Here is a 15,801-nt window from a genome sequence, read left to right as displayed (position 1 = left end):
TGCCCCGCTCAATCCGCCAGGCCGCGCAGCAGGTCGTTCACGCTGGTCTTGCTGCGGGTTTTGGCGTCGACCTGCTTGACGATCACCGCGCAGTACAGCGAGTGGGTGCCATCCTTGCTCGGCAGCGAACCGGACACCACCACGCTGTACGGCGGGATGTAGCCATAGGTGATTTCGCCGGTGGCGCGGTTGTAGATGCGGGTGCTCTGGCTGAGGAACACGCCCATGCCGATCACGCTGTGGTGGCCGACGACCACGCCCTCCACCACTTCCGAACGGGCACCGATGAAGCAGTGGTCCTCGATGATGGTCGGGCTGGCCTGCAGCGGCTCAAGCACGCCGCCGATGCCGGCGCCGCCGGACAGATGGCAGTGCTGGCCGATCTGCGCGCAGGAACCGACGGTGGCCCAGGTGTCGACCATGGTGCCTTCGCCGACGTAGGCGCCGATGTTGGTGAAGCTCGGCATCAGCACCACGTCCTTGCCGAAGTAGGTGCCGCGACGGGCGATCGCACCCGGCACCACGCGCACGCCAGCGCGGCGGAACTTCGCTTCGTCATAGCCGGCAAAGCGCGATTCGACCTTGTCCCAGAACGGCGCCGGGCGCGCGTCGACCACCGCCATGTCGTTGACACGGAAGTACAGCAGCACGGCCTTCTTCAGCCATTCGTTGACCTTCCAGCCGCCATGGCCATCCGGCTCGGCAACACGGAATTCACCGGTTTCCAGGCCATCAATCACACGGTTGACCAGCGGCCGGGTGGAGCCTTCCAGCTCGTGCAGGGTCAGCGTCGCGCGGCGCTCGAAAGCGCTCTCGATGCCGAACTTCAGCTCCTCCACGCCCGGCACCGGCGGCTTGCGCAGCGACTTGCGGGCGATGGTTTCAGCACGTGCGGCTTCAGCACTCTTGGCCGGGGCCTTCTTCGCCACAGCCGGCTTTTTCACTGCCACCTTGGCGGCGGCCGGCGCCTTCGGCGCACTGGCTTTCTTGGCAGCGGGGGCAGCGGCAGCAGTCTTCTTGGCCGCTGCGCTCTTGGCGGTCGCAGCAGTCTTCTTCACAGGCTTGGTGGCCATCAGGTGGGGTCTCCGGCGTTTCGATCAGGGTCCAGGCAGGCCAGCATTGCGTCATGCAGCTGCTGCCGGGCGGGTTCGGTCAGGGGGAGGTCGTGTTCGTCACTGATCACGAAGGTGTCTTCGGCGCGTTCGCCGAACGTGGCAATGCGCGCGTCATGCACGCGCAGGCCCTGGTTGCGCAGCACGAACGCCACGTCGGCCAGCAGGCCGGGGCGGTCGGGAGCGACCAGGGCGAATCGGGTGGCACCGGGTTCATCGCGGAACTCGATGCGCGGAACGAAACGGAAGTGGCGCAGCTGACGGGGCACCACCCGCCGCGACGGACGCAGCCGGGTCAGATCACCGCTCAGCGCTTCGCGCAGCGCCGCTTCAAGGTTGGCGCTGCTGCCATCGGCAAAGGTATCGGCCGGGCTGACTTCAAACGTATCGAAAATGGTGTCCGAGGGGCCATCCAGCACGCGCGCGCGATGGATGCCGTAGCCCTTGCGGTCCAGGGTCATCACGATCGCAGCGAACAGGCCGTCGCGGTCAGGCGAGTGCACGAACACTTCCAGCGCGGGGTCGTCAACGCTGATCCGGCGCACCTTCACCAGGGTGTGGCCCTGCTTGACCGGCACCAGTGCCGAGGCCTGCCAGGCCAGCTGTTCCGGGCGCAGGCGCATGAACCCCTCGTCGGGCATCACCGCGAACTGGCGGTCGATGGTGGCATCGTCATAGCCCTGCTCGCGCACCAGCGCACGCACGCTGTCACGCGCCTCGGCCACCCGCTCGGCGGCCGGCATCGGGTGCTCCAGCCCATCGCGCAGCGCGCGCCGGGTGGCGAAGTACAGATCGGCCAGCAGCCGGTCCTTCCACGCATTCCAGAGTTTCGGGCTGGTGCCGGCGATATCGGCGCAGGTCAGCAGGTACAGGTAATCGAGGCGGTCACGGCTGCCGACCAGCGTGGCGAACCGATGGATCACCGCCGGATCGGCGATGTCCTGTTTCTGCGCGGTCACCGACATGCGCAGGTGCTGCTCCACCAGCCAGGCCACCAGCTCGGTATCGGTGCCGCTCAGTGCCTGGGCCTGGCAGAACGCCCGCGCGTCCACCGCACCCAGTTCGGAATGGTCGCCACCGCGGCCCTTGGCGATGTCATGGAACAGGCCCGCCAGCAGCAGCAGTTCCGGCTTGCGCAGGCGCGGCCAGACTTCATGGGCGATGGAGAAACGCTCGTCGGCACGGCTGCTGGCGAACAGGCCGATGTTGCGCAGGACCATCAGCGTGTGCTGATCGACCGTGTAGACATGAAACAGATCGAACTGCATGCGCCCGCTGACCTGGGCAAACGCAGGAATCCACTGTCCGAGCACACCCAGCCGCGCCATGCGCGAAAGCGTGTCGACCGGGCGCTGGCCACGCAGCAGCGCCATGAACTGTTCGCGTGCATTGGCGTCGGCGCGGTCGTAGGCCGGCAGCACCGGCAGCGCCTCGGCCAGCGCGCGCGCCGTGAGCGAGTGCAGGCCGCGCACCTGCGGGTTGTTGGCCCAGCTGGCGAACAGCGCGAACACCTGGCCGATATCGCCGCAGGGCCAGTCCGCATCATTGGCGGCCAGGTAGCCGCGGCGCAGCGAAAAGCCGACGGTCAGTGGTTCCGGCATTGCCTCGCCGTCGAACTGTTCCTCGAACCGCTGCAGCAGGCGGTCGCTGATCCGGCGCACCACCAGGGCGGCGCGGTAGAAGCCCTGCATCATTTTTTCGACGCCCAGGTTCTCGGCGTCGTCCTCGAAGCCCAGGCGCGCGGCCAGGGTCTTCTGGTAATCAAAACGCAGGCGCTCTTCCGGGCGCCGCGCCACCAGGTGCAGGCCGAAACGCAGGCGTGCCAGCACGGCCCGCTCGCGCTTCAGCGCGGCGGCTTCATCGGCGCCCAGGTGGCCCAGCCCGACCAGCGCTTCCAGATCGCGCACGCCGAACGCGCGCAGCGCCATCCAGCCCAGCGTGTTGAGGTCGCGCAGGCCACCGGGGCCATCCTTCAGGTCCGGCTCCAGGTTGTCGGCGGTGTCGCCGAAGCGCTCATGGCGGGTGCGCAGTTCCTCGAGCTTGGCCAGGAAGAACGCGCGTGCCGGCCACAGCTCGCGGTCATCAATCGCCCAGCGCAGCGCGCGCCGGGCAGCATCGTCGGCCACGATCGGGCGCGCTTCGATCAATGCCGTCAATACGGTCTGGTCCGCGGCCGCCTCGCGGCACTGCGCGGCCGAACGCACGGCATGGCTGACCGGCAGGCCGCAGTCCCACAACAGCGCGAACAGGCGCGACAGCGCAGCCTGGTGGGCCAGCTGCGCGGGCGCATCGCCGAACACCAGCAGATCGATGTCCGAGCGGGGGAACAGTTCACCCCGCCCGTAGCCGCCCACCGCGAACACTGACAAGCCACTGTCGGCCGGCAGGCAGCGCTGCCATGCCAGGCGGATCAGATGGTCGGCGGCACGTGCGCGCAGCGCGATCAGCCGCTCGATGTTGTCGCCCTGGTCGAAGCGGCGGTACAGGCGCGCATCGGCCTGCTGCAGCGCCTGCCGCGCGGCAGACGCCCATTCGGGATCGTCGAGCGAGTCGGCCGGCGCGTCCAGCAGTGAACCCGCCGGCAGCATCGTCAGGAGACCTGCGATTCGCCCGGCGACAGGGTCAGCACATCCACGCCGGTCTCGGTGACGGCGATCATGTGCTCCCACTGCGCGGACAGCTTGCGGTCCTTGGTCACCACGGTCCAGCCGTCGGGCAGCACCTTGTTGTAGCGGGTGCCCTCGTTGATCATCGGCTCGATGGTGAAGGTCATGCCCGGCTGCAGCACCAGGCCCTGGCCCGGGCGCCCGTAATGCACCACCTGCGGCTCATCGTGGTAGATCTTGCCGATGCCGTGGCCGCAGTACTCGCGCACCACGCTGAAACGCTCGCTTTCGGCATAGCTCTGGATGGCATGGCCGATGTCGCCCAGGGTCGCCCCCGGACGCACCGCGCGGATGCCCCGCCACATGGCTTCGTAGGTGGCTTCCACCAGGCGGCGGGCCATCACCGACGGCGTGCCGACGAAGTACATGCGGCTGGTATCGCCATGCCAGCCGTCCTTGATGACGGTGACGTCGATGTTGACGATGTCGCCGTCCTTCAGCACCTTCCCTTCGCTGGGGATGCCGTGGCAGATGACATTGTTGACCGAGGTGCACACGGTCTTGGGGAAGCCGCGGTAGCCGACGTTGGCCGGAGTGGCGCCCTGCACGTTCACGATGTGGTCGTGGCAGATGCGGTCCAGTTCCTCGGTGGTGACACCGGGCTTGACGTGGGGGGTGACGATGTCGAGCACTTCGCTGGCCAGGCGGCCGGCGATGCGCATCATCTCGATTTCCTGCGGGGTTTTCAGATTCACGCTCATGGCACCCATTATCGCCGATCCGGCCACAATCTGAACGAACGCCACCCAACTGGCCGCACGGACGATGCACGGATACGGCAAGGACTGTGAAAACGTGAACCAGCCGACGCTTTGTCCGCCGCAATTATCACTGAATACAGACACTTACCCGCTCTAGGCTGAACGCGAACGCCATCTGCTGCGGCGCCCAACCTGCCGCACCGTCCTGTTCAGCAGACCTTCGGGTCAGGGAGGTTGTCCATGCGATCCGCCGTTCGTTGCCCCTTGGCCTGGGCCCTGCTGCTGGCTGTTGCCGGCCCCGCCACCGCCGCCGATACCACCACGTTCAACGTCACCCTCATCGTCACCAAGGCGTGCACGATCACCGCCGCCGCCGCAACCAACGTCGACTTCGGCACGGCGGCCTCGACCACCGCCACGCCCACCCTGGCCCAGGGTTCGGTGACGGCGCAGTGCTCGGCACTGACCCCGTACACGATCTCGCTCAATGCCGGCGCCAATGCGGGCACCGCCAATGATGTGACTACCCGGCGGATGAAGAACACCAACGCCGCGGTGACCTCCAACAACTTCGTCGGCTACCAGCTCTACCAGGACGCCGCCCGCACCCTCGTGTGGGGTGCCACCTCCGGCACCAACACCCAGGCCGGCATCGGCACGGGCCTGGCGGTTCCCTATACCGTCTATGGCCAGATCACCAACCTGAGCACCAACAACGCCGCGGCCGGTAACTATCTGGACACGGTCACCGCCACGATCACCTATTGATGGGGGCACATCGGATGTCCCTGCCCCGCCCGTGGCGCAGCGCCGGGGTGGCGCTGCTGCTCGTCCTTGTGCCCGGCGCCAGCTCATGGGCCGCGACCAGCATGCAGGTCGCACCGACCAGCCTGCAGATGGACCCGCGCCAGCGCGCCGCCGAGCTGTGGCTGACCAACAGCGGTGCCGCGCCCGTGAAAGTGCAGGTACGGGTGTTCCGCTGGACCCAGCAGGCCGGCGAGGAACAACTGCTGCCCACCACCGACCTGATGGCCACGCCCCCCATGCAGGACATGGCCGCCGGGCAGCAGCAGCTGATACGGGTGATCCGCAGCGACCCGCAGGCCCCTTCCCAGCAGCAGTACTACCGCCTGATCGTCGACGAGGTGCCGGACCTGGCCACCCGCGCCGAAGGCATGCAGTTCGTGCTGCGCTATTCGATCCCGGTGTTCATCCAGCCCGGCGGCGGCATGAAACTGGCGCCGCAGCTGCAGGCGCAGCTGGTGCGCCTGGATGACGGACGCATGGGCGTGGAGATCCGCAACAGCGGCAACAGCCATGCGCAGATCGCCGATCTGGCGCTGGGCAGCGCCGAGCGGCCACGCATCGTCCACCCCGGGCTGCTCGGCTATGTCCTGCCCGGCCAGGTGATGCGCTGGCCGCTGGAACGCACGGCGATCGACCGCGACAACGACCAGATCACGGCCAAGCTCAATGGCGAGTCCGAGCAGACACCGCTATCGTCGCCACCGGCTCGCTGAGGCCCTGGTGAGCGCGCTGCTGGCTGCGGCCCTGGCTCCTGCGGCGACGCTCGCCGCCGATGTCTCCGGGGTATCGGCCGATGCAATCCTGCCGCCGCCCACCCCACTGACCGCGACGCAGACGCTCTATCTGGATGTGCTTCTGAACAGCACGCCGCGTGGGTTGCTGCCATTCACCGAAAGCGGCGGGCGCCTGCAGGCCAGCCCTGAGGTGCTGCGCCAGCTCGGCTTCAATGCGCGCGGCCCGGCGCCGGTGTTCCTGGACCAGATCGCGGGCGTGGTGGTGCGCTACGACGCCTCGCTGCAGACCCTGGCCCTGGACGTGCCGCTGGACCAGCTGACCCTTCCCACCACCGTGCTGAGCCGCCCGCAGGTGGCCGCGCCCGCCGGCAAGGCGTCGCCGGGCGTGCTGCTCAACTACGACCTTTACGGCAGCCAGGTGGACGATCTGGCCACCCTCAGCCTGGCATCGGAACTGCGCGTATTCGGGCTCGGCAGCGGCACGTTCGAGAACACCGCCATCAGCCGCCGCTTCCAGCAGGCCGAGGACCGCCGCTGGCGCGGCGACAGCGTGCGCCTGGACACGCGCTGGACCCTCGATTTCCCCGAGCAGGCGCTGACCCTTGAAGTGGGCGATTTCTACAGCGGCTTCGTCGACTGGTCACGGCCGGTCCGCATGGGCGGCATCCAGATCGGGCGCAACTATGGCCTGCAGCCCTACCGGGTGCTGACCCCGACGCCGTCCTTCCTCGGCCAGGCCGTGGTGCCCTCCACCGTGGAGCTGTACGTGGATGGGCTGCGCCAGTACAGCGGCCAGGTGCCGATCGGCCCGTTCCAGCTTGCGGCGCAACCGGGCATCAGTGGTACCGGCAACGCACAGGTGGTGGTGACCGATGCGTTTGGGCGCATGCAGACGCTGGATTTCAGCTTCTACGGCACCCAGCAGCTGCTGGCCAAGGGCCTGTCGGACTGGTCGCTGGGGGTGGGACGGCTGCGCGAGCAGTTCGGTGAGCGCTCGTTTGCCTATGACAACCGCACCGTGGCCAGCGCCAGTTGGCGCGGCGGCATCAGTGACCGCTTCACCGGCGAGGCCCACGCCGAAGGCGGCGGCGGCCTGGCCGAAGCCGGCGTGGGTGGCTGGTGGCAGCTGGGCGCTGCCGGCGTGGTCAACCTGGCGTACGCGCACAGCCGATACCAGGGCCTGCAGGGCGGCCAGTGGGCGGTGGGCTACAGCTGGAACAACCGGCGCTTCAACTTCAACCTGCGCAGCGTGCGCAGCCACGGCGAGTTCCGCGACCTCGGCGCGCTGCAGGACACCCTGCCGCCCAGCATCAGCGAACAAGCCACCGCCGGCCTGGACCTGCTGAAACTGGGCACGCTCAGTGCCAGCTACCTGCGCCTGCGCTACCCCGACGGCGAAGACAACCGCTATGCCAGCCTGTTCTGGTCGCGCAGCTGGAGCCCACGCTGGTCCGCCTATCTTTCGCTGAACCAGAACCTGGACACGCCCGACGACCGCAGCATCTACCTGTCGTTGACCGCCAGCCTGGGCAACAACCGCCAGGCCAGCCTGTCCAGCCAGCGCAACGGCGACGCGCAGAGCTGGGTGGCCGACATCACCCAGCCGGTGCCGGGTGATGGCAGCGCCGGCGGCATCGGCTGGCGCGCCCAGCTACGCCACGGCGACGATGGCATCGGTGGCCTGGCCGAGGTCGGCGTTCTCAACGAGGTGGGCCGCTATGCCTTCGGTGCCTCACGGCAGAGCCATCTGAACTTCGCCTACGCCAATGCCAGCGGCAGCCTCGTATGGATGGGCGGGCATGCGTTCGCCACGCGCGAGGTCTCCGATGCCTTCGCGGTGGTCAGTACCAGCGGCGTGGGTGGCGTGCCGGTACGGCTGGAAAACCGCCTGATCGGCGTGACCGACGAACGCGGGCTGCTGCTGGTCAGCCCGCTGATGTCGTGGCAGCGCAACCGGGTCTCGATCGACACGCTGGATCTGCCCGCGGACATGCGGGCCGACCGGATCGAGGACTGGGTGACCCCGCGCCAGCGCGCCGGTACCGGGGTGACGTTCCAGCTGCGCTCACGACCGTCGATCACCCTCACCCTGCAGGACCTGCAGGGCGAGCCGCTGGAGGCCGGCAGCGAGGTGCGGCTGCCCGACGGGCGCCAGGCCACGATCGGCTACGACGGCCTGCTGTACCTGGAGGAGGTGGCACCCGGTACCGCGCTGTACATCACCACCAGCCGTGGGCAGTGCCGCACCCGCGTACCGCCGCAGCCGCAGGTGGTGGCCACGGGTGCGCAGCCGCGCCCGGTCACGCTGCAGTGCATCCCGGAGACGGCACCATGACCGTCCGCCATGTCCTGCTGGTGCTGGTGCTGCTGGGTGGCCTGCTGGCGATGGCGCCGGCGCGGGCTGCGGCAACCTGCGTGGCCACGGCCAACCCCACGCTGCCGTTCGGCACCATCAGCAGCGCAGCCTCCGGCCCCACCACGGCCACGCTGAACATCACCGTGACCTGCACGACGGCCGCGCTGAGCCTGCTGGCCACGACCGGTGTGCGCGTCTGCGTGGGCATCGGCCCCGGCAGCGGTGGCGGCAGCGCCACGACGCTGCGGACGATGACCAACGGCAGCGGCGACACCCTGAACTTCCAGCTTTACAACACCGCCAGCTTCAGCCAGGCCACCGGCCTGCTGCCGCGCGGCACGCCACCGGCACAGGAACTGGCCATGACTTACAACGTGCCCCTGCTGACCGGCGGCAGCGGCGCGCAGAGCACACAGTTGTTCGCGCAGATCCCGGCCAGCCAGGTGCTGGCATCGGGCGCCTACAGCAGCACCTTCAGTGGCGCCAATGTGGTACTTACCTGGGCGTGGAATGAGGTGCTGCTGGGCAACGCCACGGTCCCGGCCACGTGCAACGGCGGCGCCACCGGCACCGCCACTGCCAGTGCCGCCTTCAGCTTCACCGCCACTGCCAACGTGCTGCCGCAGTGCGGCAGCTACGTGACCACGCAGATGGATTTCGGCAATGTCACCGGCGGCATCCCCGGCAACATCGACCGGACCGCCACCCTCACCCTGACCTGCCTGAAGAACACCGCCTACCAGGTCAGCCTCAACAACGGCCTGAACAATCCCAGCGCCACCCTCACCCGGCGCATGAGCACGGCCATCGGCGGCAGCAGCTACTACCTCAACTACGAACTGTACCGGGATGCTGGGCGCAGCCAGCGCTGGGGCAGCACCCTCAACGTGGACACTGCCAGCGGCACCGGTACCGGCAGCGCACAGCAGCTGACCATCTACGGCCGCGTGCCGCCGGTCAGCGGACAGCCCCCGGCCGGCACCTACAGCGATCGGATCACGGTGACCATCACCTATTAGCGTCGAGCGTGCTCGACTACCGTTCCCCGGCGCTACAGATCCGCGCCCTGCGGCCGATACCGCGCTCAGGGATTTCAACAGGGCGGACGGGCCGGTGGTACGCGCATTCACGGTGACAGCCTTGCTGGCGACAGCAATGACGGCGCGGGCCGAGCCCGTGGCCAGCCCGCTGCAGATCCGCCTGGTGGTGGTCGCAGGCTGCACCGATGCGCCCGGCACGGCTGCGCCCTGCCCGGCACCGGTGCAGTACAGTGACGCGGCGACCCTGCCCGCGCAGGTGCGCGAACTGGCCCCATCACCCCCGGACGACAGCCGCCCCGCGCTGCCCGAGCCGCCCACGGTCTATTACTGATGCGGTTGCGCTGGCTTCCGGCGCTGCTGGCCCTGCTGCTGGCCCTGCCAGCCGCCGCGCTGGAACTGTCGCCGACCACCCTGCAGTTGCCCACGGCCGGCGGGCGCACCGAACTGTGGCTGCACAACCCGGGCCCGACGCCCTGGCGCGGGCGCCTGCAGGTGTGGTCCTGGGACCAGCAGACCGGGGCCGAACGGCTGCAGCCCAGCGACCAGATCATCACCAGCCCGACCGTGATCGACCTGCCCGCCGGGGCCCGCCAGCGGGTCTGGCTGCTGCCACGCACACCCGCTGCGGTGGCCTCGGAGCAGGCCTTCCGGGTGCTGCTGACCCCGGACGACCGCCAGCAGCCCCGCTACTCCCTGCCCCTGTTCCGCGGCGGCGATACCGGCGGAGCGCAGCCACGGCTGTCGGTGGAAACCGGCCTGAGCGCATCGCAGCCCATTCTGAGACTGCATAATGAGGGCGCCCGGCATGCCCGCCTGAGCGATCTGGCGTACGAGGATGCCCAGGGGCAGACGCATCTGCTGCTGCCCGGCCTGGCCGGCTATGTCCTGGCCGCGCGGCATCGCCACTGGCGCCTGCCAGCCCGTGCCGACGGCTACCGCGGCGGTCACTTCAGCGCCCGTCTGCAGGATGGAAGGGTGCTCACCCTGCCGGGCCGGGAGCAGCCAATTGCAGTGAGCGCCACCAGCGGGCTATAATTGCCCGGATGTCCTGCCGCCCTGTGCGCGGAACACCGTCCACGCCGTACGTCATCGGCGAATCCACACCTGCTGCCCCCATCCGTGCCGGGGTGCTCCGCAAGGAGTTCGGCCACGGAGGCAACAGGGAAGCCCAACCCCGGAACCATCCGCGCTTCCACGCGTCCCGCATACCTATCCCGCGGGCGGAATCGCCGGTTCCCCATCAGGAGTTTTGCAATGCCCCAGGTCACCATGCGTCAGATGCTGGAAGCCGGCGTCCACTTCGGCCACCAGACCCGCTACTGGAACCCCAAGATGGCTCCGTACATCTTCGGCGCCCGCGGCAAGATCCACATCATCAACCTGGAAAAGACCGTCCCGCTGTTCAACGATGCGATGAACTTCATCTCGTCGGTTGCCCAGAAGCGCGGCACCGTCCTGTTCCTGGGCACCAAGCGCAGCGCCCGCGAAACCATCCGCGAAGAAGCCGAGCGTTGCGGCATGCCGTTCATGAACCAGCGTTGGCTGGGCGGCACCCTGACCAACTTCCGTACCGTCAAGCAGTCGGTTGCCCGCCTGAAGGAACTGGAAGCCGGTGAAACCGACGGCACCTTCGAGAAGCTGGTCAAGCACGAAGTGCTGGGCCTGCGTCGCGAGCGCGACAAGCTGGAAGCCTCGCTGGGCGGCATCAAGGACATGAACCGTCTGCCGGACGCCATCTTCGTGATCGACATCGGCCACGAAGACATCGCGATCAAGGAAGCCAAGAAGCTGGGCATCCCGGTCATCGCCGTGGTCGATACCAACTACAACCCGGAACTGGTCGACTACGCGATCCCGGGCAACGACGACGCCATCCGCGCTGTGCAGCTGTACGCCCGCGCCGCTGCCGACGCCGTGCTGGAAGGCAAGGCTGCTGCTCCGCACGCTGCTTCGGTGCGTGAAGAAGAGTTCGCCGACGCTGCTGCTGAAGGCGAAGACAAGGCTGCCCGCCGCGCTCCGGCGAAGAAGGCTGCCAAGAAGGGCGACGACGCCCAGGCCTGATCCAGGCCCCGGGGTGGACGCCCGGCGTCCACCCTCCCTGCGCGCAGCCTTCGGCGCGTGACAGGACCGTGTCACACGGGCCGGCCACCATGCCGGCCCTACCCCTTTCTTTCGTGAGGTAATCCCGTGGAAATCACTGCTTCCCTGGTCAAGGAACTGCGCGAGCGCACCGGCGCCGGCATGATGGAATGCAAGAAGGCGCTGACCGAAGCCGGCGGCGACATCAACGCCGCTGCTGAAGCCCTGCGCAAGTCGGGCGCCGCCAAGGCCGACAAGAAGGCTGACCGCGTGGCCGCCGAAGGCCGTCTGGGCCTGGCCCAGGACGGCGGCAAGGCCGTGCTGGTCGAGATCAACTCGGAAACCGACTTCGTTGCCAACGACGTCAACTTCAAGACCTTCGTCGACGCCGTCGCCGCTGCCGCCCTGGCATCGGGCGCCGCTGACGCCGAAGCCCTGAAGACCGCCAAGCTGGCCTCCGGCGAAACCGTCGAAGAAGCCCGCGCCACCGCGATCCAGAAGCTGGGTGAAAACATCCAGATCCGTCGCCTGGTCAAGGTTGACACCACCGGCAACGTCGGTGCCTACGTCCACACCAACGGCAAGGTCGGCGTGCTGGTCGACCTGATCGGCGGCGACGTCGAGCTGGCCCGCGGCCTGGCCATGCACGTGGCTGCGCTGAAGCCGCCGCACAACAAGGCTGCCGATGTGCCGGCCGAGTTCGTGGAAAAGGAAAAGGAAATCGAACTGGCCAAGATGTCCGAGAAGGACAAGTCCAAGCCGGCCGACATCCTGGAAAAGATCATCAGCGGCAAGATCAACAAGATCGTCAGCGAAGTGACCCTGTACGGCCAGACCTACGTGCTGGGCGACACCACCGTCGAGCAGGTGGTCAAGGCCGCCGGCGCCGACGTGGCTGGCTTCCAGCTGCTGGTCGTTGGCGAAGGCATCGAGAAGGTGGTGGAAGACTACGCCGCCGAAGTTGCCAAGGCGATGCAGGTCTGATTCCAGCCCCCCGGGCTGCGGAAACGACCAGAAGGAGCCGCGGGAAACCGCGGCTCTTTTTTTTTGCCTGCTTGCCCCGTGAGCCTGTGGGTGTGCACACCATCAATTCCTGTGGGTGCGCACCGCTGGTGCGCACACCGGAAACAAGGAACTTTGCGTTATCGGCCATTCAAGCCGATACTCGGCACAGGGGAATACGCAATCACATAACAGGAACAGAAGTCGCAGACTGTGATGCATTCCTAGGTATTCTTGTCCTAATGGAATTGAACGATCCGACATGCCTCCTGAGCTGACTGCTGCCCTGGCGCTGTGCCGCAACCTGCCCTCGCCTCCCGGTATTGCCCTGCGCATCATCGAACTGGCCCAGGACCCGGAAGCGGATATCGCCACCGCCGCCGACATCATCGCCATCGACATGGCGCTGAGTGCTCGCATGCTGCGCATCGCCAACTCGCCGCTGTACGCCAGCCGGCGCCGCATCGAGAACCTTGGCCAGGCCCTGACCATGCTCGGCCTCAACGCCACGATCAGCCTGGCGCTGGGCTTCACGGTTACCCAGGGCCTGACCGGCGGCAGTGGTGCCGACCACGACCTGCGCCAGCGCGCGTGGAAGCGCAGCATCCTCAGCGCCCTGGCCGCCAGCCAGCTGGGCCAGGCCCGCGGCCTGCGCCGGCTGGAAGAGCTGATGCTGGCCGGCCTGCTGCAGGACATGGGGGTGCTGTGCCTGGCACAGGCCGAATCCGACCGCTACCTGCCGCTGCTGCGCGAAGCCGGTGACAACCTGGACCTGGTCGCCCGCGAGCGCGAGGAGCTGGGCTGCACCCACGCAGAGGTCGGCGCCTGGGTGGCCGAGCAGTGGGGCCTGCCACGCTACCTGGTGGACAGCATCCGCCTGAGCGAGTCCGAGCCCGCCATCGACAACGCCTTCCAGGCCTGCGTGCAGCTCTCCGGCGCGGTCGCCGACATCTGGCTGGACGCCGATGCCGACGCCGCCCGCGAACGCGCCCTGCACGACGTACACGAGCGCCTGCAGCTGGACAGCGCCCGCTTCGACCAGGTGCTTGCACGGATCAGCGAAGCACTGCCGGACATCGCCAGCCTGTTCGAGACCGGCCTGAGCTCCCCCTCCCGCGTGCGCGAGTTGATCGACCATGCGCAGGAACTGACCACGCTGCGCAACCTGCGCGAGATGCAGGATGCCGAGCAGGCGCGCCGCCGTGCCGACGAGTTCGAGGCCCGGGCCAAGCGCCTGGCCGACCAGGCCCACCGCGACGCCCTGACCGGCGTGCTCAACCGCCGCCAGCTGGAAACCGTGCTCGACCAGGAGTTCCAGCGCGCCGGCCGCCATGGCTGGCCGCTGTCGGTGGCCTTCATCGACCTGGACGATTTCAAGAAGATCAACGACGCCCACGGCCACCTGACCGGTGACGAGGTGCTGCGCGCGTTCGCCAGCAAGCTGCAGGGCCAGCTGCGCAACAGCGACACGGTGGCCCGCTTCGGCGGCGAGGAGTTCGTTGCGCTGCTGCCCAATACCAGCGAAGCGGTCGCCCTGGACGTGATCCGCCGCGTGCTGGCCAACATCGTCTCCACGCCGATGGTTGAACTGGAAAGCGGCCCCCTGTTCGTGACCTTCTCGGCCGGCGTGGCCACGCAGGGCGGCTACGAGCGCTTTGCCGGCGTGCAGGACCTGCTGCGCGCCGCCGATGACGTGCTGTACCGCTCCAAGAACCTGGGCCGCAACCGCGTCATCGCACGCTCGCCCGGTGAACTGGGGCATGATGAGCTGTCTGCCACCGCAGGCGCGGAACTGGGCTGAACCGGCCGCCCCGGCTGAACGGGGCGGTGTGACCATCTGCGCCGCAGTGCACAAAATGCTTTGGCCGCGCGCCGCATGCGCGTAGAATCCCCCGCGATTTCCACGCTCACGAGGTCCATATGTCCAAGCTCGCCTATCGCCGCATCCTTCTGAAACTGTCCGGGGAGGCGCTGATGGGAGACGAGGACTACGGCATCGACCCGAAGATCATCAACCGCCTGGCCCGTGAAGTGATCGAGGCCCAGCAGGCGGGCGCCGAAGTGGCGCTGGTGATCGGCGGCGGCAACATCTTCCGCGGCGCCGGCCTGGCCGCAGGCGGCATGGACCGCGTCACCGGCGACCAGATGGGCATGCTGGCCACGGTCATCAACGCGCTGGCCATGCAGGACGCGCTGGAGAAGCTCGGCGCCAAGGCCCGCGTGATGAGCGCCATCAAGATCAATGACGTGTGCGAGGACTACATCCGCCGCCGCGCCATCCGCCACCTGGAAAAGGGCCGCCTGGTGATCTTCGCCGCCGGCGTCGGCAGCCCGTTCTTCACCACCGATTCGGGCGCCGCGCTGCGTGCGATCGAGATCGGCGCAGACCTGCTGCTGAAGGCCACCAAGGTCGATGGCGTGTACGACAAGGACCCCAACAAGCACAGCGATGCGGTCCGCTTCGACAGCCTGAGCTACGACGAAGTGATCCGTCGCGGCCTGGAAGTGATGGATACGGCCGCCTTCGCGCTGGCCCGTGACAGCGACCTGCCGATGCGCGTGTTCGACATGGGCCAGCCGGGCGAACTGCTGAAGATCCTGGGTGGCGCCAACATCGGCACCCTGGTCCAGGGCCGCGACCCGGCCTGAGCCTGAGCGCCAGGGGTGCTGCGGGCCGATTCAGGCCCGGCAGCGTCCCGTATTCGCCTATAATCGCCCGATTCCAGTTACATCCAGGACCCGGGCGATGCTCAACGACATCAAGAACAACGCGCAGACGCGCATGGCCAAGAGCATCGACGCTCTGAAGCACACCCTCACCTCGATCCGCACCGGGCGTGCCACTCCCGCCCTGCTGGACCGCGTCACGGTCAATGCCTACGGCAACGCCAGCACCCCGCTGAACCAGGTCGCGTCGATCTCCAACGCCGATGCCCACTCGCTGCTGGTCACGCCCTTCGACAAGAGCATGATCAAGGAAATCGAGAAGGGCCTGTACAACCACGAGTTCACCCCGAACACGCTGGGCGCTGCCATCCGCATCAACATGCCGCCGCCGACCGAAGAGCGCCGCAAGGAACTGGTCAAGCAGGTGCAGAAGGAAGGCGAAGGCGCCAAGATCGCCGTGCGCAACATCCGCCAGGATGCGAACAAGGAAATCGCCAAGCTGGTCAAGGACAAGGCCATCAGCGAAGACGAGAAGAAGCGCGGCGAAGACGACATCCAGAAGCTGACCGACACCAGCATCAAGGACGTCGACAAGGTCGTCGCCGACAAGGAAAAGGAACTGTTGTCGGTCTGAAGT

At 67.8% G+C, this 15,801-nt stretch carries 14 protein-coding genes; 11 read left to right on the top strand and 3 right to left on the bottom strand.

What is annotated here, in order from left to right; all coding sequences use genetic code 11:
- Positions 1-8: 8 nt before the first annotated feature.
- From dapD to map, 3 genes are read right to left on the bottom strand one after another with little or no spacing between them, the layout of a single operon-like run.
- Positions 9-1,073 (bottom strand): 2,3,4,5-tetrahydropyridine-2,6-dicarboxylate N-succinyltransferase, encoded by a 1,065-nt coding sequence (gene dapD / locus C1924_RS06580; RefSeq protein ID WP_108764576.1) that lies wholly within the window; start codon positions 1,071-1,073, stop codon positions 9-11.
- A complete protein-coding gene (locus C1924_RS06575; RefSeq protein ID WP_108764575.1) occupies positions 1,073-3,700 on the bottom strand; it encodes a [protein-PII] uridylyltransferase in 2,628 nt (875 codons plus the stop codon). Before C1924_RS06575 ends, dapD begins: the two co-directional genes overlap by 1 nt.
- A gap of 2 nt (positions 3,701-3,702) precedes the next feature.
- A complete protein-coding gene (gene map / locus C1924_RS06570; protein WP_216821580.1) occupies positions 3,703-4,479 on the bottom strand; it encodes a type I methionyl aminopeptidase in 777 nt (258 codons plus the stop codon).
- Between the two features lie 240 nt (positions 4,480-4,719).
- Here map and C1924_RS06565 point away from each other — a divergent pair, with 240 nt between their 5' ends.
- From C1924_RS06565 to frr, 11 genes are all read left to right on the top strand, one after another.
- On the top strand, positions 4,720-5,247 hold the full coding sequence (locus C1924_RS06565) for a spore coat U domain-containing protein (RefSeq protein ID WP_108764574.1): 528 nt from the start codon (positions 4,720-4,722) through the stop codon (positions 5,245-5,247).
- Positions 5,247-5,999 (top strand): molecular chaperone, encoded by a 753-nt coding sequence (locus C1924_RS06560; protein ID WP_108764573.1) that lies wholly within the window; start codon positions 5,247-5,249, stop codon positions 5,997-5,999. Before C1924_RS06565 ends, C1924_RS06560 begins: the two co-directional genes overlap by 1 nt.
- A 7-nt stretch (positions 6,000-6,006) precedes the next feature.
- Positions 6,007-8,355, top strand: coding sequence for a fimbria/pilus outer membrane usher protein (locus C1924_RS06555; protein ID WP_254051221.1), 2,349 nt, complete (start codon positions 6,007-6,009; stop codon positions 8,353-8,355).
- Entirely contained in the window at positions 8,352-9,395 is a 1,044-nt protein-coding gene (locus tag C1924_RS06550; protein WP_108764571.1) for a spore coat U domain-containing protein, read from the top strand. Before C1924_RS06555 ends, C1924_RS06550 begins: the two co-directional genes overlap by 4 nt.
- A 136-nt stretch (positions 9,396-9,531) precedes the next feature.
- Positions 9,532-9,747 (top strand): hypothetical protein, encoded by a 216-nt coding sequence (locus tag C1924_RS06545; protein ID WP_174208948.1) that lies wholly within the window; start codon positions 9,532-9,534, stop codon positions 9,745-9,747.
- Between the two features lie 5 nt (positions 9,748-9,752).
- The gene (locus C1924_RS06540) at positions 9,753-10,451 is read left to right on the top strand and encodes a fimbria/pilus periplasmic chaperone (protein WP_108764569.1); all 699 of its coding nucleotides are present in this window, start codon (positions 9,753-9,755) and stop codon (positions 10,449-10,451) included.
- Between the two features lie 219 nt (positions 10,452-10,670).
- Positions 10,671-11,477: a 30S ribosomal protein S2 gene (rpsB, locus tag C1924_RS06535; RefSeq protein WP_108764568.1), complete on the top strand. Its 807-nt coding sequence runs from the start codon at positions 10,671-10,673 to the stop codon at positions 11,475-11,477.
- A 126-nt stretch (positions 11,478-11,603) separates the two neighbouring features.
- Positions 11,604-12,479 (top strand): translation elongation factor Ts, encoded by an 876-nt coding sequence (tsf, locus tag C1924_RS06530; RefSeq protein ID WP_108764567.1) that lies wholly within the window; start codon positions 11,604-11,606, stop codon positions 12,477-12,479.
- A 280-nt stretch (positions 12,480-12,759) separates the two neighbouring features.
- Complete coding sequence (locus C1924_RS06525; protein ID WP_108764566.1) at positions 12,760-14,298, top strand: GGDEF domain-containing protein; 1,539 nt, start codon at positions 12,760-12,762, stop codon at positions 14,296-14,298.
- 119 nt (positions 14,299-14,417) lie between these two features.
- Positions 14,418-15,146 (top strand): UMP kinase, encoded by a 729-nt coding sequence (gene pyrH, locus C1924_RS06520; RefSeq protein WP_079221256.1) that lies wholly within the window; start codon positions 14,418-14,420, stop codon positions 15,144-15,146.
- A 97-nt stretch (positions 15,147-15,243) separates the two neighbouring features.
- Positions 15,244-15,798: a ribosome recycling factor gene (gene frr, locus C1924_RS06515; RefSeq protein ID WP_108764565.1), complete on the top strand. Its 555-nt coding sequence runs from the start codon at positions 15,244-15,246 to the stop codon at positions 15,796-15,798.
- Positions 15,799-15,801: the final 3 nt, after the last annotated feature.

It is taken from the genome of Stenotrophomonas sp. ESTM1D_MKCIP4_1, assembly GCF_003086895.1.
Taxonomy (GTDB): Bacteria; Pseudomonadota; Gammaproteobacteria; order Xanthomonadales; family Xanthomonadaceae; genus Stenotrophomonas.
The sequence above is the reverse complement of the archived record's forward strand: the minus strand, read 5'-3'. Positions and strand labels throughout refer to the sequence as shown.